General features: G+C 37.1%; 20 protein-coding genes and 1 tRNA gene. 20 read left to right on the forward strand and 1 reads right to left on the reverse strand.

Going from position 1 to position 23,482, the window contains the following annotated elements:
* The first annotated feature begins 32 nt into the window (after positions 1 to 32).
* From ccsA to KKI44_RS02535, 3 genes are all read left to right on the forward strand, one after another.
* Positions 33 to 3,278, forward strand: a complete 3,246-nt coding sequence (gene ccsA / locus KKI44_RS02525; protein ID WP_214589703.1) for a cytochrome c biogenesis protein — start codon at positions 33 to 35, stop codon at positions 3,276 to 3,278.
* A 319-nt stretch (positions 3,279 to 3,597) separates the two neighbouring features.
* A complete protein-coding gene (locus tag KKI44_RS02530; RefSeq protein WP_076390292.1) occupies positions 3,598 to 4,464 on the forward strand; it encodes an SPFH domain-containing protein in 867 nt (288 codons plus the stop codon).
* A 259-nt stretch (positions 4,465 to 4,723) separates the two neighbouring features.
* Positions 4,724 to 4,912: an Arc family DNA binding domain-containing protein gene (locus KKI44_RS02535; protein ID WP_076390291.1), complete on the forward strand. Its 189-nt coding sequence runs from the start codon at positions 4,724 to 4,726 to the stop codon at positions 4,910 to 4,912.
* 81 nt (positions 4,913 to 4,993) lie between these two features.
* Here the strand turns inward: KKI44_RS02535 and KKI44_RS02540 are convergent, their stop codons facing one another.
* Positions 4,994 to 5,215: a hypothetical protein gene (locus tag KKI44_RS02540; RefSeq protein ID WP_214589704.1), complete on the reverse strand. Its 222-nt coding sequence runs from the start codon at positions 5,213 to 5,215 to the stop codon at positions 4,994 to 4,996.
* Positions 5,216 to 5,328: 113 nt separating this feature from the next.
* Here KKI44_RS02540 and KKI44_RS02545 point away from each other — a divergent pair, with 113 nt between their 5' ends.
* From KKI44_RS02545 to KKI44_RS02625, 17 genes are all read left to right on the forward strand, one after another.
* Positions 5,329 to 6,879 (forward strand): aldehyde dehydrogenase family protein, encoded by a 1,551-nt coding sequence (locus tag KKI44_RS02545; protein ID WP_214589705.1) that lies wholly within the window; start codon positions 5,329 to 5,331, stop codon positions 6,877 to 6,879.
* A 95-nt stretch (positions 6,880 to 6,974) separates the two neighbouring features.
* Positions 6,975 to 8,300 carry an L-lysine 6-transaminase gene (lat, locus tag KKI44_RS02550; protein ID WP_214589706.1) on the forward strand — a complete coding sequence of 442 codons (1,326 nt, stop codon included), beginning with the start codon at positions 6,975 to 6,977 and terminating at the stop codon, positions 8,298 to 8,300.
* Positions 8,301 to 8,362: 62 nt separating this feature from the next.
* Positions 8,363 to 8,590: a DUF2007 domain-containing protein gene (locus tag KKI44_RS02555; RefSeq protein WP_076390287.1), complete on the forward strand. Its 228-nt coding sequence runs from the start codon at positions 8,363 to 8,365 to the stop codon at positions 8,588 to 8,590.
* A 210-nt stretch (positions 8,591 to 8,800) separates the two neighbouring features.
* Complete coding sequence (locus KKI44_RS02560; RefSeq protein WP_214589707.1) at positions 8,801 to 9,076, forward strand: SemiSWEET family sugar transporter; 276 nt, start codon at positions 8,801 to 8,803, stop codon at positions 9,074 to 9,076.
* A gap of 37 nt (positions 9,077 to 9,113) precedes the next feature.
* A complete protein-coding gene (locus KKI44_RS02565; RefSeq protein ID WP_214589708.1) occupies positions 9,114 to 9,626 on the forward strand; it encodes a GNAT family N-acetyltransferase in 513 nt (170 codons plus the stop codon).
* A gap of 117 nt (positions 9,627 to 9,743) precedes the next feature.
* On the forward strand, positions 9,744 to 10,196 hold the full coding sequence (locus KKI44_RS02570) for a transcriptional regulator (protein ID WP_214589709.1): 453 nt from the start codon (positions 9,744 to 9,746) through the stop codon (positions 10,194 to 10,196).
* Positions 10,197 to 10,198: 2 nt separating this feature from the next.
* Positions 10,199 to 11,383 (forward strand): efflux RND transporter periplasmic adaptor subunit, encoded by a 1,185-nt coding sequence (locus tag KKI44_RS02575; RefSeq protein ID WP_214589710.1) that lies wholly within the window; start codon positions 10,199 to 10,201, stop codon positions 11,381 to 11,383.
* Positions 11,383 to 14,529: an efflux RND transporter permease subunit gene (locus tag KKI44_RS02580; protein WP_214589711.1), complete on the forward strand. Its 3,147-nt coding sequence runs from the start codon at positions 11,383 to 11,385 to the stop codon at positions 14,527 to 14,529. Before KKI44_RS02575 ends, KKI44_RS02580 begins: the two co-directional genes overlap by 1 nt.
* Positions 14,530 to 14,616: 87 nt before the next feature.
* Entirely contained in the window at positions 14,617 to 16,032 is a 1,416-nt protein-coding gene (locus KKI44_RS02585; RefSeq protein WP_214589712.1) for an efflux transporter outer membrane subunit, read from the forward strand.
* A 199-nt stretch (positions 16,033 to 16,231) separates the two neighbouring features.
* Positions 16,232 to 16,305: transfer RNA gene (locus tag KKI44_RS02590), tRNA-Ala, on the forward strand.
* 27 nt (positions 16,306 to 16,332) lie between these two features.
* A complete protein-coding gene (locus tag KKI44_RS02595) occupies positions 16,333 to 16,710 on the forward strand; it encodes a hypothetical protein (RefSeq protein ID WP_214589713.1) in 378 nt (125 codons plus the stop codon).
* Between the two features lie 418 nt (positions 16,711 to 17,128).
* Positions 17,129 to 17,695: a C40 family peptidase gene (locus tag KKI44_RS02600; RefSeq protein WP_214591082.1), complete on the forward strand. Its 567-nt coding sequence runs from the start codon at positions 17,129 to 17,131 to the stop codon at positions 17,693 to 17,695.
* 726 nt (positions 17,696 to 18,421) lie between these two features.
* Positions 18,422 to 19,234 (forward strand): 2,3,4,5-tetrahydropyridine-2,6-dicarboxylate N-succinyltransferase, encoded by an 813-nt coding sequence (locus tag KKI44_RS02605; protein WP_076390279.1) that lies wholly within the window; start codon positions 18,422 to 18,424, stop codon positions 19,232 to 19,234.
* Positions 19,235 to 19,265: 31 nt separating this feature from the next.
* On the forward strand, positions 19,266 to 20,435 hold the full coding sequence (locus KKI44_RS02610; RefSeq protein ID WP_214589714.1) for a glycosyltransferase family 87 protein: 1,170 nt from the start codon (positions 19,266 to 19,268) through the stop codon (positions 20,433 to 20,435).
* A gap of 2 nt (positions 20,436 to 20,437) precedes the next feature.
* Positions 20,438 to 21,367 carry a glycosyltransferase family 2 protein gene (locus KKI44_RS02615; protein ID WP_214589715.1) on the forward strand — a complete coding sequence of 310 codons (930 nt, stop codon included), beginning with the start codon at positions 20,438 to 20,440 and terminating at the stop codon, positions 21,365 to 21,367.
* Positions 21,368 to 22,144: a polysaccharide deacetylase family protein gene (locus tag KKI44_RS02620; RefSeq protein WP_214589716.1), complete on the forward strand. Its 777-nt coding sequence runs from the start codon at positions 21,368 to 21,370 to the stop codon at positions 22,142 to 22,144.
* On the forward strand, positions 22,141 to 23,235 hold the full coding sequence (locus tag KKI44_RS02625) for a glycosyltransferase family 4 protein (RefSeq protein ID WP_214589717.1): 1,095 nt from the start codon (positions 22,141 to 22,143) through the stop codon (positions 23,233 to 23,235). The genes KKI44_RS02620 and KKI44_RS02625 overlap by 4 nt, the downstream gene beginning before the upstream one ends.
* Positions 23,236 to 23,482 lie beyond the last annotated feature (247 nt).

Consider the following 23,482-nt stretch of genomic DNA (forward strand, 5'->3'; position numbering starts at 1 on the left):
ATCCTTATTTTTGCATGTCAAGTATATAAATCATGAAGAAGCTGCAAGATATTCTTATCTCGACCAGGACAATGGCTGTATTGTTACTGGTGTATGCATTTGCGATGGCTTATGCAACGTTCTTGGAAAACGACTACGGTACTCCTACAGCAAAAGCGTTAATTTACGAAGCGAAATGGTTCGAACTTATCATGTTCCTGCTCATTCTCAACTTCATCGGAAACATCGGAAGATACAGACTTTGGAAGAGAGAAAAATGGCCGGTTCTGGTGTTTCACCTTGCTTTTGTACTGATCTTCATCGGTGGTGCAATCACAAGATACATCAGTTTTGAAGGAACAATGCACATCCGCGAAGGAGAAACGTCTAACGAAATCGTAACGGATAAAAACTTCCTGAAAGTACAGATTGAAGAAAAAGGAGATGTTCTTAACTATAAAGACATTCCTTACTTAATGTCTCCTTTGCACAAGGATCTGGAAGCAACCTACGATTTCCACGGAAAGCAGGTAAAAGTAGTTGCCAAAGAATATGTTCAGAGAAAAAAAGACAGTCTTCTGGCTGATCCGAATGGGGCAGAATATCTTCATTTGGTTTCCACAGGACAAACCGGAAGACAGAATATTTTCATCAAGCCGGGCGAAACAAAATCAATCAACGGAACGTTGGTAACGTTCAACAGAGCTATTGAAGGAGCGGTTGAATTTAAAAACGAAGGCGGAAAACTGTTCATCAAAACTCCTGTGGATGCAAGTTATATGACGATGGCAACTCAGGCAACAGGAACAACGGTGAAAGATGAATTCCAGCCTTTGGCTTTAAGAAGTTTATATTCCATCAACGAATTAAAATTAGTAGTTCCGGAAGGTCTTAAAAAAGGAAAACTGATTGCGATTGAAGGCGACAGAAAGAAAGATCAGAATGTTCCGGATATGTTAACGGTAGAACTTCAGGGACCTAAAACAAAGCAAATGGTAGATCTTTCTGTTGAAAAAGGAAATCCGAATGCTTACAAACAGGTAACAATGGACGGACTGAACATCATGATCGGTTTTGGTCCTAAAATTTACAATACGCCTTTCTCACTGAAACTGGATGATTTCGTAATGGAAACATATCCGGGAAGTTCTTCTCCGAGTGCGTACGAAAGTCACATTAAAATTGTTGATGAAGGAAAACAGACTCCGTTTAAAATCTATATGAACCACGTTCTGAATCATAAAGGCTACCGTTTCTTCCAGTCGAGTTTCGATCCGGACAGAATGGGAACCGTTCTTTCCGTAAACCACGATTATTGGGGAACTTTGATTTCCTACATCGGGTATACATTCTTATTCGGGGGAATGTTCTTTATGTTCTTCTGGAAAGGAACCCACTTCTGGAAATTAAACAAAATGCTGAAAGACGTTAACAAAAAGAAAGCAGCAGCAGTAATTTTATTATTGTTGAGTTTCGGCTTAAATGCCCAGAAAATTGAGACACACGGCACAACCGACGGAAGCAGGGAACACATCCATGTAGAAGGTGATAATCACAGTCACGCTCAGGGTTCAGAAACTCTAAAACCACAGGGAGCGCAGCCGTTTACAAAAATGAAAGTGGTTTCTGCCGATGAAATTATTGCAAGAAATAAAATCAGTGAAGAACATGCTGATAAATTCGGATATCTTTTGGTGCAGAATTTTGAAGGGAGAATCGTTCCGATCAATACGGAAGCTTTAGACGTTTTAAGAAAGCTTTACAAAAAAGACGAGTTTAAAGGAACAGACGGAAAAGCTTTAACAGCAAACCAATGGTTTTTATCAGTGAATATCGATACGCCAAGCTGGACGATGGTTCCGATGATTAAAGTGGGAACAAAAGGCGGAGACGAACTGAAAAATAAAACCAAAGCAGACGAAGACGGATATACTTCTTTAATGAATCTTTTTCCTGCGGATGCCAATGGAAATTTAAGATATATCCTTGAAAGCGATTACAACACTGCGTTCCGTAAAAAACCGGCTGAACAGACTAATTATGATAAAGAAGTGATTGCGGTAAACGAAAGAGTTCAGATCTTCAACGAATTTTTCAGCGGTCAGTTTATGAGAATTGTTCCGGTAAAGAATGACGCTAATCATACATGGCATTCATGGCTGGATCAGAAAATGGAACCGGATATGGAATCTCAACAGGTTATGGGACCTTATTTTGCGGAAGTTTTGCAGGCTCAGCAATCAGGAAACTGGGCAAAAGCAGATGCGCAACTGGCGAAGCTTTCAGATTATCAGCAAAAATGGGGGAAAGCTGTTGTTCCTGCGAAATCTAAAGTTGATCTTGAGGTGTTCATGAATAAAGTGAATATCAACTTCAAATTGTTGATATTCTATACATTAATCGGAGGATTGCTATTGATCTTAGGTTTTGTTGAATTATTTAAGTCTAAAAAAGTTTTAAACAAAGCAATTAAAATCATCATTGTTTTAGGAATTGTAGGATATCTGTTCCATTTCCTTGGTTTGGTGGCAAGATGGTATATTTCCGGTCACGCTCCGTGGAGTAACGGGTATGAAGCCATTATTTTCATTTCTTGGGTAGGAATTACAGCAGGTTTATTACTCTACAGAAATTCCAACGCATTAATTCCGGCAGCCGGATTTATGGTAGCTGTTATTATGATGGGATTTGCTCACGGAGGTTCAGCTCTTGATCCGCAGATTACACCGTTGGTTCCTGTATTGAAATCCTATTGGCTGATTGTTCACGTTGCGATTATTACGTCAAGTTACGGGTTCTTTGCACTGTCGATGATCATTGCAGTAATCAGTTTGGTATTTTATATCATTTCAAATAAAGAAACCTATAAATTACATCACGATACAACGTTGAAAGAACTGGTAATCGTTTCGGAAATGTCTTTAACCATAGGTCTGTTTGCATTAACCGTAGGAAACTTCTTAGGAGGAATCTGGGCAAACGAATCCTGGGGAAGATACTGGAGCTGGGACCCGAAAGAAACATGGGCATTCATTTCCATTATGGTATATGCATTTGTTCTTCACATGAGACTGGTTCCGGGATTAAGAAGCAGATGGGCATTCCACGTAGCGACGATGTTTGCATTCTGTTCAATGGTCATGACGTATTTCGGAGTAAATTACTACCTGAGCGGACTTCACTCTTACGCAGCGGGAGATCCGGTTCCGGTTCCGGCCTGGGTTTACATCGGACTTGCAACAATGGCACTTTTATCAGCCGCATCTTATTACAAGTTCAGAATTTTAAATAAAAAATAAATTTAAGATAATGATTATCCATAATTTGGCATAACTAAAAAACCTTTGAGTTCTTTGCTAAGTGAAACGCCTTTGTGAACTTAAAAACAGTTAGTATATAAAGAGAATCTTGGCGATCCTTTGCGTTAAAAAGCAGTATTACTAATAACGGATAATCAATAAAATATCATACATACAATCCCTGAATTAATTTTTCAGGGATTTTTTTGCTTAGAATTGAACCGACAAGTCAAAAGAAATTTTAAAATAAATGATTTTTCATGTGAAAAAAGTTATACCTTTATGATATCAAAATAATATCAAATTAAAATTTAATATCATGGAAAAAATCTTAAAACCAATGTCGGGATACCTTACTTTGGTCATTTGTCTTGGATTGTTTGCCGTTTCCGTTTATTTATTTGCAATCGGTGTCGATAACAGTGTTACGCTTGTCGTTTTATCATTATTGTCATTTATTCTGTTTTGCTTTTTCATGAAAGGGTTAATGATTATTCAGCCGAATCATTCAAGAGTGCTGAACTTTTTCGGAAAATATGTGGGAACCGTAAAAGACAACGGTTTGTTTTTTATCAACCCTTTATATTCCTCACAGAAAATCAGTCTCCGTTCTGAAAATTTACAGGGACAGACTCTTAAAGTGAATGACAAGATGGGTAACCCGATTGAAATTGCAGTTGTGATTGTCTGGAAAGTGGGAGATACGTACAAAGCGGCTTTTGACGTTGAACGGTATTCTGATTTTGTGAAAATGCAGAGTGAAGCTGCGGTGCGTCATTTGGCGATGAGTTTTCCTTACGATAATTTAGAAGATGATCATGCACCGATTACTTTAAGAGAAGGCGGTGAAAAGATCAACGCTATTCTGGAGCAGGAACTTACCGAAAGACTTTCAAAGGCAGGAATTACCATTCAGGAAGCAAGAATTTCACATTTGGCTTACGCATCGGAAATCGCAGGAGCAATGCTGCAGAGACAGCAGGCAACGGCAATTGTAGCGGCAAGAACAAAGATCGTAGAAGGAGCTGTAGGAATGGTAGATTTAGCCCTGAAAAAGCTTTCGGAAGAAAATATCGTAGAACTGGATGACGAAAGAAAAGCCGCAATGGTAAGCAATTTAATGGTGGTTCTTTGCGGGGAAAAAGCTGCACAACCCATTTTAAATGCCGGAACTTTATATAATTGATAATTAAAATTTTCGCAATATTTGTCATTCCGTAGGAATCTAAGTTGTGTATTTAGAAGAATAGCATTAGAAACGTCAATTTGAGCAAAATGGAAGAAGATTTATATTTAAAAGATTTTCACTCGAATGTGCTCCGTTCTGAATGGCTATATGACCTTACATCTTTGCTGAGTGAAACGCCTTGGCGAACATAAAAACATAAAGTAGTTCAGAAAAATCTTTGCGCGATTTACGTTGAAAACAAAAAGAATTAACAAAAATGAAATCAGAAAAAGCTCAGAATCCTTCCGAAAATAAAGGCAAAAAATCTTTTGTCTTAAGGATTGATGAGTCTACATTTAAGCTTCTGGAAAAATGGGCAAATGACGAATTCCGGAGTGTAAACGGACAGATTGAGTATTTGCTGCATCAGAGCCTGATTAATTCAGGAAGGAAAAAGAAAGAATAAAATATCGTCATTCCGAATGACATTGAATCCAAAACAAAAGCTGAGAAATTTCTCAGCTTTTTGTATCTATATATCAATTAATTAATCAAAAATTCCGGTAATATAATCGGAGATCACCGTCCAGAAATTTTTCCCCAGAAAATAAATCAGCGTAGAGGTAATAATTCCTTTTACGGTAAAAAATATAATTCCGCCGATCCCGAATTTTTTCACCAGGCTTTTCCATCTGGAGGATTTTTTTTCCTCTGTGGCAGGTTCGTTATTAATCTTATTATTTTCCATTCCTGAAATAAAATGATTCATATACAAAGATAACTATGTTTATAATTAGTCCAAATAAAAAATTGTTAAAAAATTAAAATTTTGGGATTCGCATAATATTTCTATCTTTAGAGGAAACGAAAAGTAAAATTTTTATGTCTAAAAAAGTAAAGGATTTTGGGATCGAAAAAACACTCAAAAATCTAGGAATTAAGGATGAAAATAAGGGAACTTCAGTAGGCGGAAAATACTTTGCATCAGGGAAAACCATCGAAAGTTACTCTCCTGTAGACGGAAATCTGATTGCTAAAGTGAAGACTTCCGGAGAATCTGATTATGACAAGGTAATTGAGACGGCTGAAAAAGCTTTTAAAGAATTCAGACTGATTCCGGCTCCTAAAAGAGGGGAAATTGTAAGACAGTTAGGTCAGAAATTAAGACAGTACAAAGACGATTTGGGGAAACTGGTTTCCTATGAAATGGGAAAATCCCTGCAGGAAGGTCTTGGAGAAGTTCAGGAAATGATTGATATCTGCGATTTTGCAGTAGGGGTTTCAAGACAGCTTCACGGGTACACAATGCACTCGGAAAGACCGGGACACAGAATGTATGAGCAGTATCATCCATTGGGAATCGTAGGAATCATCACCGCGTTCAACTTTCCGGTAGCAGTTTGGGCTTGGAATACAGCTTTAGCATGGATCTGCGGTAACGTTACGATCTGGAAACCGTCAGAAAAAACACCGCTTTGTGCCATTGCCTGCCAAAACATCATGAACGAAGTGTTAAAGGAAAATAATCTTTCCGAAGGTATTTCCAGCGTATTGGTTGCAGATCACGAAATCGGACAGAAATTAGTGGATGATAAGAGAGTCGCTTTAGTTTCTTTCACCGGTTCTACAAGAGTGGGAAGAATGGTTTCAGCGAATGTTGCACAAAGATTCGGAAAATCGATCCTTGAATTAGGTGGAAACAATGCCATCATTATTTCTAAAGATGCAGATATTGATATGTCGATCATCGGAGCAGTTTTCGGAGCTGTAGGAACAGCAGGACAGAGATGTACTTCCACAAGAAGACTGATTATCCACGAAAGTGTTTATGATGAAGTGAAAAACAGACTGGTAAAAGCGTACGGACAACTGAAAATCGGAAATCCTCTGGATGAAACGAATCATGTGGGACCGCTTATCGATACCGATGCGGTAAATATGTATCAGGAAGCCATCAAAAAAGGTAAAAAAGAAGGCGCAAAATTCATCGTGGAAGGTGAAGTTCTTAAAGGAAAAGGATACGAATCCGGTTGCTACGTAAAACCATGTATCGCTGAAGTAAAGAATTCTTACGAAATCGTTCAGCACGAAACTTTCGCACCCATCTTATATTTAATCAAATACAAAACTTTAGAAGAAGCAATTGCTATTCAGAATGATGTTCCTCAGGGATTGTCGTCTGCAATCATGACGCAGAACTTAAGAGAAGCAGAATTATTCCTTTCTCATGCAGGTTCAGACTGTGGAATTGCCAATGTAAACATCGGAACTTCAGGTGCGGAAATCGGCGGAGCTTTCGGTGGAGAAAAAGAAACCGGAGGCGGAAGAGAATCCGGATCAGATGTTTGGAAGTATTACATGAGAAGACAGACCAACACCATCAATTATACCACAAACTTACCTTTAGCACAGGGAATTAAGTTTGACCTTTAAAAACTAACATCATGAGTTTGAAAATTTGGAAGCAGATTTTTAAGTCTCAAATTATTATTAAATTTTAAATCACCCCTAAGATTTTTATTTAAAAAATGGAACAGACAATTGAAATAAAAGCAAATAAAGTAAAAGAAACCGTTGGCAGACACGTTTTGGCAGATGGTTTCGATTTCGTGATGGATATTGAAAAATCCCACGGTTCATGGCTGTACGATAAACTTACAGACAGAGAATATTTAGATATGTTTTCCATGTTTGCTTCGGCATCTATCGGTTACAATCATCCCTATATTGTAGAAAAATCGGCATGGCTGGGAAAAATGGCAGTCAACAAACCCACTTTGGCAGATGTATATTCTGAAGAATATGCGCATTTCTTAGAAGTTTTCGAAAGAGTGGTAATTCCTGAAGAATTGCAGTATGCTTTCTTTATTGAAGGCGGAACTTTAGGGGTAGAAAATGCGATGAAAGCATGTTTCGACTGGAAAACGCGTAAAAATTTTGATAAAGGTCTTGATGTAGAAGCAGGAATCTGCATCCATTTCAGACAGGCGTTCCACGGAAGAAGCGGGTATACTTTAAGCTTAACCAACACTTCCGATCCGAGAAAATATCAGTATTTCCCGATGTTCGACTGGCCAAGAATCCTAAATCCTAAACTTACTTTCCCGATCACGGAAGAGAATTTGGAAGAAACCATTAAAAACGAAAGACTGGCTTTATTAAATATCGAAGAAGCGATTTTAATGAATCCGGATAAAGTAGCGTGTATCATCATCGAGCCGATTCAGGCTGAAGGCGGAGACAACCATTTCAGAGACGAATTTTTATTGGGACTGAGAAAAATCTGCGATCAGCATGACATTCTTTTAATTTTTGATGAAGTTCAGACCGGTATCGGAATTACAGGTAAAATGTGGGCATTTGAACATTTTACAGCAAAACCGGATATTATTTCTTTCGGTAAAAAAGCGCAGGTTTGCGGAGTTTTAGCCAACAAAGAAAAATTTGATGAAGTTCCGAACAATGTTTTCAGAGAAAGCTCAAGAATCAATTCCACTTTCGGAGGCAATTTTATTGATATGCTTCGTTTCCAGTTGGTAATGGAAGTTATTGAAAAAGAAAACCTTGTAGAAAATGCGAGAGTTGTAGGAGAATATTTGCTGAACGGACTGATTGGTCTTGCAGAAAAATATCCTGAAAAACTTTCCAATGCGAGAGGAAGAGGATTAATGTGCGCGATTGATCTTCCGACTTCTGAACAGAGAAATGCATTAAGAGACGAGCTTTGGAACGACGGAATGATAATCCTTTCATGTGGAGATCAGTCACTTCGCTTCAGACCGCATCTGAACGTTACTAAAGAAGAAATTCAGATCGCTTTAGATAAAATTGAAAATAATATTAATAAAATTTAAAAGCTGAAATTTGTAATTTTCAAAAAAACGTTATATATTTAGATACTCAAACGAGACAGAATATGGAAAGAAGTACAAGAGTATCAGTTTTTGAAAGTGACAAACCTGCAGAAATCCAATTGATAAAGTCTAAACTGGACGATGCGCAGATTAAAAATTCAGTAGAAAACAATTACCTTACTTTTACAACCACGCCCACGGCGACATCGCTGAAAGTAATGGTTAAACTTGAAGATGAAAAAAAAGCATTTGAAATTATCGATGCTTATCTTCAGCAAAGTGAAAATTAATAAAAAACAATTTCATAATTTTAAATTTTACTACTTCGAACCGAAAATTAATTTAAATTAGTTTTCGGTTTTTTTCTTTGAAGATCTATCAGAAAAAAATGTATTTTTTTTGAAAATAATAGTCTAATTTTTATAAATAAGACGTAAGATTTAACGTTTAAGCATTATTTTGTTTTTAGTATATTAGATTATAATTCAAAAAAAAGCAGTATGATAGAGCAGATAATCGGTTATTCAGGCGCATTAATTTCATCCATATCTTTTTTACCGCAGGTCATAAAATTATGGAAGACAAAATCCGGAAAAGACCTTTCCATGGTTACTTTATCATTTCTTACCCTGAATGCTTTGCTTTGGGCAGTTTACGGAGTAATGAAAGATGCAAAACCTCTCTGGATTACCAATGTTTTAATGTTAATCATGCTGATTGTCATGATATTCCTTAAAATAAAATACAAAAAAACTGAAGAAGTCCTTCATAATTAAATCAAAGGACAAACAAACTTAAAATCAATATAACAACGTGGCACAGGAAATTAAGCTGAGAAAAGCAGAAATTGAAGACAGAGATATAATCTGGAACATTTTGCAGCAGGCAATCGAAAGAAGGAGAAAAGACGGAAGTACGCAATGGCAGGAAGGTTACCCGAATTTGGGAACCGTGGAAAGCGATATTGCAAAAGGTTTCGGATATGTAATGACGGCAGATGGAGAAGTGGCGGTTTATGTAGCATTAATTCTGAATGATGAACCCGCTTACAGTACCATTGAAGGAGCCTGGCTAAGTAACGGAGAATTCGTTGTCGTTCACAGAGTGGCTGTTGATGAAAAATTTGCAGGACAGGGAATGGTAAAAATCCTTTTCGACCATATTGAAGAATTCACAAAATCTCATGGAATTCAAAGCATAAAAGTTGATACCAACTATGATAATATTCCTATGCTGAAGATCTTAGAAAGCAAAGGTTACAGCTATTGTGGGGAAGTATTTCTTGCAGGAGGTGTAAGAAAAGCCTTTGAAAAGATTATTTTTTAGTCTGAAAGTTAAATCCGTTTTCATTGAAATTTTAAAAAGCCTGATATTTATAAACTCTATCAGGTTTGTTCGTTTAGTTCTGAACTAATTTTTACATTTGCTTCAAATTTATATACAATGCATAAGAGTATAGAAATTGATGAAAAAATTTTTCAGAATGCCGTAAAGTTCTACGGTACCGTTTTCAGCCTTCCGCCATTAGCTTCAAAGATTTACGCCTATCTTTTATTCGATTATGATAAAGTGGGCATTACTTTTGATGAGTTTGTGGAAGTGCTTTCCGCGAGCAAAAGTTCGGTTTCTACAAGTATTTCTTTACTGCTGAACGCAGAACTCATCGTAGATCACAACAAGATGGACGAGAGGAAACGGTATTTTTTCATCAATGATGGTTATAAGAAGATAAGATTTGAAAAAATAGTTCAAAAAATGCAAGACGAATTACAACTACTGGATGATTTAGACAATTTTAAAAAAAATCATGACGATTACAATGAAAAGATGGAAGCTTATAAAGCTCTTTTAAACAGGAACATTAAAAATATTCAGGAATCACTTAATAAACTATAGAAATGAATAATAAGCTAGTTATACTTTCTGTTGCGGCTCTTTCTTTAACAGCCTGCAAAAAAGAAGCCCCGAAGCAGGATGGTCCGAAACCGTATCCTGTGGTTAATGTGGAGGCAAAAAATATAGTAGGCTATCAAACCTTTCCGGCTACCATTCAGGGGAAAGTTAATAACGATGTCCGCGCTAAAATTCAGGGGTATATTACTCAGGTTTTGGTAGATGAAGGACAATACGTAACCAAAGGACAGCCGCTTTTCCGTCTGGAAACCAATATTCTGAACGAAAATGCAGCGGCTTCAAAAGCAGGAATCAGTGCTGCGGAATCCAATATCGCTGCGGCGCAGGCTTCTGTAGCGGCAGCAAATGTTGAAGTAAATAAACTTAAACCGCTGGTTCAGAAAAATATCATCAGCAATGTGCAGTTACAGACCGCACAGGCAAATTTAGCGCAGGCTCAGGCACAGCTAAAACAGGCACAGGCTGCAAAAAGTCAGGCAGTTGCCAATTATAAAGGTGTAGAAGCCAATATCGAATATTCTGTTATTCGTGCGCCTATTTCCGGAGTAATCGGAAAGCTACCTTTAAAAGTGGGAAGTTTGGTAGGCCCTTCAGATCAGACTCCTTTAACCACCATTTCAGATACTTCTCAGATTTACGCCTACTTTTCAATGAATGAAAAAGAATACTTTGATTTCCTTGAAAAATCTCCGGGTGCATCCATGCCCGAAAAAATAAAAAACCTTCCGATGGTGGAATTACAGCTTGCGAACGGAAGTCTTTATCCTGAAAAGGGCAGAATTGAAGCCATTACAGGACAGATCGATCCTACAACCGGAACCATCCAGTTCAGAGTAGGATTTACCAATGCGCAGAAACTTTTAAGCAACGGAAACAGCGGAACCATCAGATTCCCTCAACGTTACGACAATGTTCTGGTAGTTCCGGAAAGTGCAACTTACGAACAACAGGGAATTGTTTACGTATATAAAGTAGATAAAGACACTGCAAAAAATGTAGTAGTTAATGTTATTGACAGAATCGACAACATGGCGTTGATAAAATCAGGAGTCAACAAAGGGGAAACCGTAGTTGCTGCAGGAATCGGAGGTCTGAAACCGGGAACTGCAGTGATAAAGAAACCTGTAAAAATGGATAGTCTTGTTCAATCTATAAAACCGAAATTCTAATGATTAAAAATTTTATCAACAGACCGGTTTTATCCACCGTAATCTCAATTTTAATTGTGATTCTCGGTGTTTTAGGATTGATCTCGTTACCCGTAACGCAGTATCCTGATATTGCGCCGCCAACGGTAAGTGTCTCGGCAAACTACACCGGAGCGAACGCAGAAACCGTAATGAAAAGTGTGGTTGTTCCTCTGGAAGAACAGATCAACGGGGTAGAAGGAATGGATTATATTACTTCATCTGCCGGAAATGACGGTTCTGCACAGATTCAGGTGTTTTTTAAACAGGGAATTAATCCGGATATTGCTGCGGTAAACGTACAAAACCGTGTAACAAGAGCAACCCCTTTACTGCCGAGTGAAGTGACGCGTTCCGGGGTTGTTACCCAAAAACAGCAGACCAGTGCCCTGATGTATATGTCTTTCTATTCTGAGAATAAAGATCTGGATGACGTATATCTTCAGAACTTTTTGAATATCAATGTTATTCCGAACTTAAAAAGGATTAACGGAGTAGGAGATGCCAATGTTTTCGGAGGTAAAAACTACTCTATGAGAATCTGGCTGGATCCTTCTAAAATGGCAGCTTACGGATTAACACCTACCGATGTTACCAATGCGATTAATGAGCAGAGTAGAGAAGCTGCCGCAGGTTCTATCGGACAAAACAGCGGAAGCTCTTTCGAATATATCATTAAATATGTAGGGAAATTCAACGATAAGGAACAGTACGATAATATCATCATTAAGTCTTTACCGGACGGACAGAATTTAATGCTAAAAGATGTTGCTAAAGTAGAACTGGCAGGACAGTCTTACACGGGAATCGGGGAAAACGGAAATAATCCTTCTATCAGTATGGGGATTTTCCAGACACCAGGTTCCAATGCGCAGGAAATTATTAAAAACATCAAGTCTTATCTGAAATCAGCAGAAGGAAGTTTTCCGCAGGGAATTAAATATACTTTCAACTTTGATACAAACGAATTCCTTGATGCTTCTATCGAAAAAGTAGTGCACACCTTAATTGAAGCCTTCATCTTGGTTTTCATCGTGGTATATATTTTCTTACAGGATTTCAGATCCACTTTAATTCCGGCAATTGCGGTTCCGGTTTCTATTGTGGGAGCCTTTTTCTTCCTGAATTTATTCGGATATTCATTAAACCTGTTAACGTTGTTCGCTTTGGTTCTTGCCATTGGTATTGTTGTGGATGATGCGATTGTCGTCGTCGAAGCCGTTCACGCGAAGATGGAACACGGTATCTCGGATGCGAAAAAAGCAACCGTGGAGGCAATGGACGAAATTACAGGAGCAATTATTTCAATTACTTTGGTAATGGCATCTGTATTTATTCCGGTAACGTTTATTACAGGTCCTACCGGAGTTTTTTATCAGCAGTTCGGAATCACTCTTATTGTAGCGATCATTATTTCTGCGATCAATGCATTAACGTTAAGTCCGGTTTTATGTTCATTATTCTTAAAACCTCACGATGCACACCATAAAGAATATAAGAATTTAAATTTCATTCAGAAGTTTTTCTATAAATTCAATATCGCTTTTAAAACAACAACAGAACGTTACGGAAGAGGATTTGTATTCCTGCTGAGACATAAATGGGTTACGCTGATTATTTTTGCTGTAACGGGCGGAATTTTATACTGGGCGAGTTCTACCATGAAAAAAGGTTTCGTACCTACGGAAGACCGCGGAATTATCTTTACCGATGTTCAGCTTCCTCCGGGAGCGTCTATGGAAAGAACCTATAATGCATTGAAGACGCTTCAGGCAAATGCTTTAAAAGTTCCGGGAGTACAAAACGTTACAATTTCCACCGGTAGAGGATTCTTATCCGGAAACGGAAGCAACAACGGTTTGGCTTTTATTAAATTAAAACCGTTTGAAGACCGTAAAAAAGACGGGCAGACTTCTGAAGATATTACGAAAAAATTATTTGGAATCTCAGGAAAAGTTCCGGATGCAAAAGTTGTATTCTTCCAGCCGCCAAGTGTACCCGGTTTTGGTAACAGTGCCGGTTTCGAGATGGTTCTTTTGGATAAATCCGGAGGAGAATATTCAGATTTAGATGCAAAAACCAATGAATTTATCGGAAAACTGATTGAAAGACCGGAAATTGACTTTGCCCAGACTTCGTTCAATACAAAATATCCTCAGTATGAAATGAAGATCAATGTTCCATTAGCTAAAAAGCTGGGCGTTTCCGTAAGTGACATTCTGGCAACGATGCAGGGATATATCGGAGGAATTTATACTGCAGACTTTACCAAATACGGAAAGCAGTTCAGGGTAATGGTTCAGGCTCTTCCTGAAAACAGACAGAATATTGAAAATCTGAATGAACTGTATGTAAAAACAGGTTCCGGAGCAATGTCTCCGATTTCACAGTTTGTAACGCTCACTAAAGCGTATGGACCGCAGTCAGTAAGCCGTTATAACCTCTTCACTTCGGTGAAAATTACAGGAGCCAACTCCGCAGGATTCAGTTCCGGAGATGCTATTTCAGCGGTACAGCAGGTGGCAAAAGAAACCCTGAACCAGAATTATGATGTAGAATTTACAGGACTGTCAAGAGAAGAATTAAGTTCAGGATCTCAGACGATATTAATTTTTGGATTGAGTTTAATCTTCGTATACTTTATCCTTTCTGCACAGTACGAAAGCTATATACTTCCTTTAATCGTTGTGATTTCTCTCCCTCTCGGAGTAATGGGAGCATATTTCGGACAGAAAATCATGGGCTTGGAAAATAACATTTATTTCCAGATTGCCCTGATTATGTTGGTGGGATTATTAGCAAAGAATGCGATTCTGATTGTGGAATTTGCCGTTCAGAGAAGACATCACGGTGAAACCATCGTTATGTCGGCAATTAACGCCGCTAAAGCGAGATTAAGACCGATTCTGATGACCTCATTTGCCTTTATCTTCGGTTTACTGCCATTGGTTCTGGCAAGCGGAATCGGAGCGGTAGGAAACAGATCCATCGCAACAGGAGCGGCAATCGGTTTGTTGATAGGAACTATTTTAGGACTTTTCGTGATCCCTGTTTTATATGTCATTTTTGAATATTTACAGGAGAAAGTAAAACCGATCAAACCGAAAGAAATCAATTTAGCAGAATAAAATTAAGTGAGTTCAGGGTTTTTGATGTAAAGTTTAAATAATAACTAAAACCGGAAACCCTGATCTTTAAACCTTAAACTTCAAATAATGAAGAGTATTTTAAACATCATAAAAGGAATAACATTTTCAGTCGCTGTTCTTGCCGCTGTATCATCGTGTATGGCGAGAAAAGAATACCACAGACCGGATAATGTGGTGGACGAAAAACTCTACCGTACAGATATGCTTCCTGCAGACAGCACCAATATCGCGAATGTTTCCTGGAAAGAGATTTTCACAGATCCTGTACTTCAGGGACATATTACAAAAGCTCTGGAAAATAATCTGGATATAAGAATTGCTTTGCAGAGTATAAATTCAGCAGAAGCTTATTTAAAACAAAGCAAGGCAGCGTATGAGCCAACGGTAACTGTAGGTCCCGGTTACACTTTCCAGACCCAGTCGCTGAATACACAGACAGGACGTTTGTTTGGTGACAGAAGATACATCAATCAGCTCGATATTACCGCAAGCATCGGTTTTGAAGCTGATCTTTGGGGAAAATTAAAGGCGCAGGAAAAAGCTCAGCTGGCGTCATATTTAGGAACGGTTGCTGCACATAAAGCGGTAAAAAGTGACCTTGTGGCTTCAGTTGCTTCTGCATATTATCAGTTATTGACTTTTGATGAGCAAAAAAGAATCATTACAGAAACCATCAAAGTCCGTGAGCAGAATTTGGAAACTACAAAAGCCCTGAAAACGGCGGGAACTTTAACAGAAGTGGCAGTTCAGCAGAGTGAGGCATTGGTGTATAATGCAAAATCCATGTTAATTGATATTGATACACAGATTCAGTTGCTGGAAAATACCATGAGTCTCTTACTGGGAGAACCTTCCCATGCAATAGAAAGATCTACACTAACAGCCCAGACTGTTCCGATTGATGTAAAACTGGGATATCCCGCTCAATTACTAGCAAACAGACCCGATGTTATGAGAGCAGAATATAATTTAATGAATGCTTTTGAACTTACAAATTCTGCAAAAGCCCAGTTTTATCCTACATTAAAAATTACAGGAAACGGAGGAATTCAGTCTTTGGATATCGACCATTTATTCAGTGTAAATTCACTTTTCGCAAGTGTTGTAGGCGGTTTGGCACAGCCGGTTCTGAATAAAAGAACCATCAGAACCAATTACGAAGTAAGTCTTGCCAATCAGGAAACCGCTTATCTGAATTTCCGAAAAGCCATTCTTACTGCAGGAAAAGAAGTTTCTGATGCCATAAGAGTCTATTCCGTTCAGGATCAGTACATCGATTTAAAGCAGAAAGAACTGGTGAATTATAAAAATTCTGTAAACTATTCTCAGGAATTAGTAAACTACGGAATGGCGAATTATCTTGAAGTACTCAATGCAAGTGTCAATTCTTTAAATGCAGAATTGAATATTGCCAATGCACAGTACAGTAAAATGAAAGCCGGAGTAGAACTTTATCAGGCTCTCGGCGGCGGTTGGAAATAAACTCTGACTATAAAAGTAAAAAGAAAGCGCATACGGATTTATTTCAGTATGCGTTTTTTATTTGGTCTTAAAAAATTCATTTCTGATAAAATATTTACAGATATTTCCATCAGTTTTTAAAGAAAATGTAATAAAATGTTTGTATATGTGGTTTAAATACTTACTTTTGTACGGCTTCGGAATTTTGAAGAAAAATCAGGGGGAATTAGCTCATCTGGCTAGAGCGTTAGACTGGCAGTCTAAAGGTGACGGGTTCGATCCCCGTATTCTCCACAAATATTGTTTAACTACTTGTAAACTATGAAGAAAATATTTTTACTTTTATTAACAGCTTTCTTATTCGTGGGTTGCAGCAAAGATGAAGATACGATTTATGATTTCATCGGAACCTGGGCGGGAACGTACGAAGGAACCGAAAAAGGCGACTGGAATGTGGTGGTAGCTACCGACGGAAAAGTAACCGGAACATTACATTCTGATCAGACAACAGAAAACTATTATATTTCAGGACATCTTAGCGAATCCGGAGATCTTGTTGCAACGATCGGTTTTCCTGAAGATGGCGAATTCAGAGGAACTTTCACAAGAGAAGACAAAAAAGCTACAGGAACATGGTCTAATGCCGTTCCTACGCCTACAAGATCCGGAACCTGGAAAGGTGCTAAAACTTCAAAATAAAAAGATTTTTACATACAATATAATAAAGCTATCCTTCTGGGATGGCTTTTTTTATTAAGTTTTTAAGCAGCGGTTATATGAAAAAAGACTTTATTGGATTTATTTAAAGTATTTCAAAAGTCTGCAAAGAGAAAAAATCTTTGATTTTTTTAACTCATGTGCTCTTTTTTTTTCAATTAAGTATTAAACTTAAAAAACTAAAGTGTTTAAATATTTTCCATCTTTTGTGGTAAAAAGTTTAAACATCTAATGTCTTTGTTAGGCTAAAAATCAACAGACAATTTTAAAAAGAAAACTTCGCATTCTTTAATATCATTCAAATCAACAGTCTTAAAATTTTTGTGGTATTTCTTACTTCAGCTCTGCGAAAGCATAATTTTATTATATTTGTATAGATTGTAAAATTCAGGGAAATATGATGAATAGATTTTTAGGCAAAAAAAAGTTTGTTAAAGACATATTTATTGTATCGCTTTTTTCCGTATTTATCATTTCCTGCGGAAGTTCAAAAAACGTTGTAAAAAGACCTCCGGTTACAAAAACCGTTGCAAAATCTGAAAATCTCAGAAAACTTGATTCCAGATTTGACGGGAAAATTTCAAAATCCATCAATGAACTCCTGAAAGACGCAGAAAAATATTTGGGTGCGCCTTATAAATTCGGCGGAAACACTTCTTCAGGTTTCGACTGTTCCGGATTTACCGTAAAAGTTTTTGAGGAAAATGACTTCAAACTTCCGAGAAGATCAGCAGATCAGGCAGAAGCAGGATCTCAGATTGACATCAAAGATGTAAAACCGGGAGATCTTCTGTTTTTCGCAACAGCAGGAGGAAGTAGAGTTTCACACGTCGGAATTGTTCATGACATCGGAAGTGACGGAGAAGTCAAATTTATCCACGCTTCCACATCAAAAGGCGTTATCATTTCTTCCTTAAATGAAACCTACTGGAACAAAGCCTATCTTCACGCGCAGAGAGTGCTGTAGTTTAAATTGTTTAGCTGTTTTGTTTTTCAATCTTTTAAACAAAGAAAATTTAATTAAATTCTGATAATCAAAACATTACAACTGTTTTTATATTACCTTAATAAACAGAAAAGGCATTGTATAACTTAAAAACATAAGATTTTTTAAAGTAAAAGAGTTTTGCTCCTTTAGGAGCAGAATCTGTGTAGAAATAGTAATAAAAAACTCGTAGGATTGATATCTGTAATGCGGTAATGTTCTAAAGATAGCGTTTCATGCTATCTAATACATCAATAGAAATGGGCTTTAACCCATTTTAAATAATTAAGAATACACTTGGCTTTAGCTAAAACAGATCATGAATTTCCGCTTTAGCCGATTTTGATTTGCTTAAATCGCATGTGGCTTATGCAATTAAATTAAAACATTGTTTAAAGCATCCGGAATAGTTTTAAACTAATTTAAGTTTAATCTTAAAACAAAAGAGTTTATTGGATTTATTTAAAGTACTTCAAAAATCTCCAAATAGAAAAAAATCTTTGATTTTTTTAAACTTAAGTGCACTTTTTTTCTATTTAACTATTAAACTAAACTTAAGAAACTAAAGTGTTTAAATTTTTTGCTTCTTTTGCGGTAAAAAAGTTTAAACAAGTTTCATTCTAAACAAAATACTTTCAAAAGGTTTTGCTGATCTTTTTTGTATCTTTGGCAGCGTATAATTTTTCAATTTAATATTAAATAATAAACATGTCGTTACAACAAACTATTGAAAATATCTGGGAAAACAGAGAACTATTGCAGAATGAAGACAGCCAGAAGGCGATTAGAGAGGTGATTTCTTTGGTTGATAAAGGAGAACTTCGTACCGCAGAACCTACAGAAAACGGATGGCAGGTAAACGAGTGGGTGAAGAAAGCAGTAGTAATGTACTTCCCGATTCAGAAAATGGAAACGATTGAAGTCGGTCCGTTCGAATTTCATGATAAAATGCCTTTGAAGAGAAACTACGCTGAAAAAGGAGTAAGAGTTGTTCCGCATGCAATCGCAAGAGAAGGAGCTTATATTGCGCCGGGAGTTATTATGATGCCGTCTTACGTAAACATTGGTGCTTATGTAGACTCAGGAACCATGGTGGATACATGGGCAACGGTTGGAAGCTGTGCGCAGATCGGTAAAAATGTTCACCTGAGTGGTGGTGTTGGTATCGGTGGTGTTTTAGAACCGCTTCAGGCAGCTCCGGTAATTATTGAGGACGATTGTTTCGTAGGATCAAGATGCATCGTTGTAGAAGGAGTTCATGTTGAAAAAGAAGCTGTTTTGGGAGCTAATGTGGTTTTAACGGCATCTACAAAAATTATTGATGTTACAGGTGAAACTCCGGTTGAGATCAAAGGAAGAGTTCCTGCGAGATCAGTAGTTATTCCGGGAAGTTATACCAAAACCTTTCCTGCAGGAGAATATCAGGTTCCGTGTGCATTAATTATCGGAAAAAGAAAGGAATCTACAGACAAAAAAACGTCTTTAAATGATGCGTTGAGAGAGAATAATGTTGCTGTTTAAGATGAATATTTTAAACTAAAAACCTCACATCTTGAAAGAAAAAATTCTTAAAATATTGCTAAACCCTAAATACATATTTGGGGTTTATCTTATTATAGCTGTTGCAACGGCGTTATCTAAATATTTCAGAGGACCACAGGCGATTAACAATTATCTGATTTTCAAAAATGTTTTTGTAAATACCTTCGAGCAGAAAAATCTCTACTTGCAGTATCCCGAAAGATACTTAGATGCCAATCATTATGGAATATTTTTCAGTATTCTGATTGCTCCTTTTGCTTTGATTCCCGATTGGCTTGGAATTTCTTTATGGAACGTTGCCAACGCAGCCATTTTCCTGTTTGCCATTTACAAACTTCCGTTTTCAGACGCTAAAAAAGCACTTTTTGCACTGCTTTGTCTTCAGGAATATATTACAGCGGCGGTAAGTCTTCAGTTCAATATTGCTTTGGTGGGATTGCTTATGTTGTCTGCCATTTTTATTTATGAAAAAAAAGAAGTACAGTCTGCTACAGCCATTTTAGTCGGAGTATTTGTAAAACTGTACGGAATTTTGGGACTTTCGCAGTTTTTCTTTATCAAAAACAAGCTCAAATTTATTCTGTCAGGAATTGCAGTTGCGGTTTTATTTTTTGTATTACCGATGGCAATTTCCAGCCCACAGTTCGTTGTACAGAGCTATACAGACTGGTTCCATTCTCTGGCGGAAAAAAACGGACTCAATCAAAGTCTGGATTCTTATCAGGACATTTCTTTAATGGGATTTGTAAGAAGAATTTTACAGGATGCTTCAATCTCCAATCTTACTTTTATGGCTTTCGGAGCGCCTTTGTTCTTTTTACCGTATGTGAGGATTAATCAATATAAGAATTATGCATATCAATTGATGATTCTAGCCTCAACACTTCTTTTTTTAGTATTGTTCAGTTCAGGATCAGAATCTCCAACGTACATTATTGCTGTGGCAGGAGTGATGATCTGGTTTTTCCTTCAGAAAAAAAGAACACCGATTGTCTATGCTATGTTGATTTTCGTAATTATTCTTACCTGTTTTTCGCCATCAGACTTATTTCCAAAATTTATAAAACAGAATTATATCGTTAAATATTCTCTAAAAGCTTTACCTTGCATCGTTGTCTGGTTCAGGATCATTTATGAACTGGTAACAAAAGACTTCGAAAAAGACTACAGCCTGAACTGATTATGAAAAAAATTTCAATTGTAATTCCTGCGCATAACGAAGAAGGAAATGTGGCTTTGGTTCATCAGAAAATTAAAGAAGTTTTTGATGGACTGGATGATTACGGCTTTGAAATTATTTTCGTGAACGACGGAAGCCGCGACAAAACCCAGCAGAAGCTCGAAGAACTTTCCGCAAAATATGACGAAGTAAAATTCATTGAGTTTTCACGTAATTTCGGACATCAGCCTGCGGTAAAAGCAGGAATGGACAACGCTTTCGGAAATGCGGTCATTTCCATGGACGGCGATCTGCAGCATCCTCCCGAAATGATTCCTGAAATGATCCGGAAATGGGAAGAAGGCTACGACATTGTTTTTACGATTCGAACCTATCCGAAGCAGATTTCTTATTTTAAAAGAAAAACGTCCGACTTTTTTTATAAAATCCTGTCGAGTTTGTCCGATGTTAATTTAACAAAAGGAGGCGGATCAGATTTCAGACTGATGGATGCAAATGCCGTGGAAGTCATGAGAACTTTCAACGAGGATGACCTCTTTTTACGGGGTTTAACCAGTTGGATGGGCTTTAAACAGACCGGAATTGAATTTACAGCCAATGAAAGACTTTCAGGCGAAAGCAGCTATAACCTCAAGAAAATGATCACTTTTGCATTTACGGGAATTACGGCATTCAGTGTAAAACCATTGTATATTGCAGCCTATTTAGGATTTCTTTTTTCAGCATTTTCAATTGTCGGATATGGTTTGTACGTCATTTATTCCTTTGTGGCAGAAACAGAAATTTCAGGTTGGGCTTCATTAATTATGACCATCGTATTTTTTGGCGGTCTGCAACTGATTATTTTAGGAATTATGGGAATTTATTTAGGCAAAATTTTCAAGCAGGTAAAAGAAAGACCAAATTATATCATCAAAAATAAAAATTTTTAAATGGTTTTATTAAGTTTTGACATCGAGGAATTTGATATGCCATTCGAATACAAAGGAGAAATTTCCTTTGAACAGCAAATCTCAATTTCACAGAAAGGCGTTGAAAGAATTTTAGATATTCTCAACAAACACCATGCAAAAGCAACGTTCTTTTCAACAGTCGTTTTTGCAGAAAACAGCAAAGAACTCATCAGAAGACTTTTAAATGAAGGCCACGAATTGGCTTCTCACACATGGTTTCATTCAGATTTTGAAGAAAAACACCTTAAAGAATCCAAAGAACGGCTCGAAGAACTGTTTTCAACACAGGTTACAGGACTTCGAATGCCCAGAATGATGCCTGTCAGCAAAAATGCTGTGGAAAAAGCAGGATATTCTTACAATTCGTCCATCAATCCGACCTATCTTCCCGGAAGATATAACAATTTAAAAGTATCGAGAACCTACTTTAACGAAGGAAAAGTAGTGCAGATTCCGGCTTCCGTTTCGCCCAATTTCAGAATCCCGTTATTTTGGCTGAGTTTTCACAATTTTCCATTATTTTTCTACAAAAAACTGGCTTCAGACGTTTTGAAAAAAGACAAATATCTCAACATCTACTTTCATCCGTGGGAATTTGCCGAAATAAAAGATGAAGCCTTTAAATTACCCGGTTTTACCGTAAAAAATTCCGGAAATGATATGATAGAAAGATTTGATGAATTTGTTTCGTGGTTAAAAAGTAAAAATCATTCATTCGGAACATTTCAGGAATTTCAAAAACAAATACAGCCATGAAGATAGCATTTGATGCCAAAAGATTTTTTCATAATACCTCCGGTTTAGGAAATTATTCCCGTGATCTCGTTAGAATTTTAGCACAGTATTTCCCTAAAAACGAATACATTCTGCTCAACAAAAACAAATCGGAAAGAGGTTCGGATATTTTAGAAAATTCCAACGTTCATTTTGTGGAAACTTCCAAAGGAAAAATGTCCCGACAGTTTAAAATGGGGAAGGATGCGCAGAAACAGAACGCCGATATTTTTCATGGATTATCCGGCGAATTGCCTTTGAAATGGGATAAAAAACCAATCAAAAAAATTGTCACCATTCACGACCTTATTTTTGAGAGATATCCACAATATTATTCCTTTTTCGACCGTAAAATTCACTTCTGGAAATTCAGGAAAGCCGCCAATTCTGCCGATAAAATCATTGCCATTTCAGAACAGACCAAGCGCGATATTATCCAATTCTTAAAAGTTCCCGAATCAAAGATCGAAGTCATTTATCAGGGATGCCACAAAGCTTTTAAAGAACAGCAGTCAGAAGAATTTATTCAGAAAACCAAAGAAAAATACAGTCTTCTGGAAAAATTCATTCTCAATGTCGGAACCATCGAAGAACGTAAAAATCTTCTCAATGTGGTAAAAGCGTTGAAAGACACCAACATTCCGTTGGTCGTTGTCGGCAAAAAAACAAAATATTTCAGGAAAGTAGAACAGTTTGTACAGCAGCATAAAATCAGCGTGCAGTTTCTCGAAGGAGTTTCCATGGATGAACTCGCTGCAATCTATAAACTTGCCGATATTTTCGTTTATCCAAGCTTTTTCGAAGGTTTCGGAATTCCTGTCATCGAAGCATTGTTTTCGAAAACAGTAGTTATTACAAGCAATACAAGCTGTCTTCCCGAAGCGGGCGGTCCAGATTCCGTCTATGTAGATCCGGAAAATCATCTTGATATCCAGTCTAAAATTAAATTTTTATGGGACAATGAATCCGAACGCAAACGCCGTGCTGATAAGGGTTTTCAATTTGTTCAGCAGTTCAATGACGAACCAATTGCCAATAATCTAATGAACCTTTACCGAAAAATTATTTCGTAAATTATTTGGCAATTTAAAAATAAGCCCTACATTTGTACCACAATTTTCAACAATGAAACCGAATTTTTTAACAGTACATCATTATCATCATCATCTCTGCTAAGACGGAATTGATTGATATGTACATATGTTAAAAATCAAAATAATTAAAACCGTCTGAGTAAACAGGCGGTTTTTTGTTTCTAAATTCATCCCGGGCAATTTATTTCCAAACCCTCCTTTTTTTACTCAGACACAACAAAAAGTA

Origin of the sequence: Chryseobacterium sp. ZHDP1 (assembly GCF_018603435.1) — a bacterium.
Classification (GTDB): Bacteria; Bacteroidota; Bacteroidia; order Flavobacteriales; family Weeksellaceae; genus Chryseobacterium; species Chryseobacterium indicum.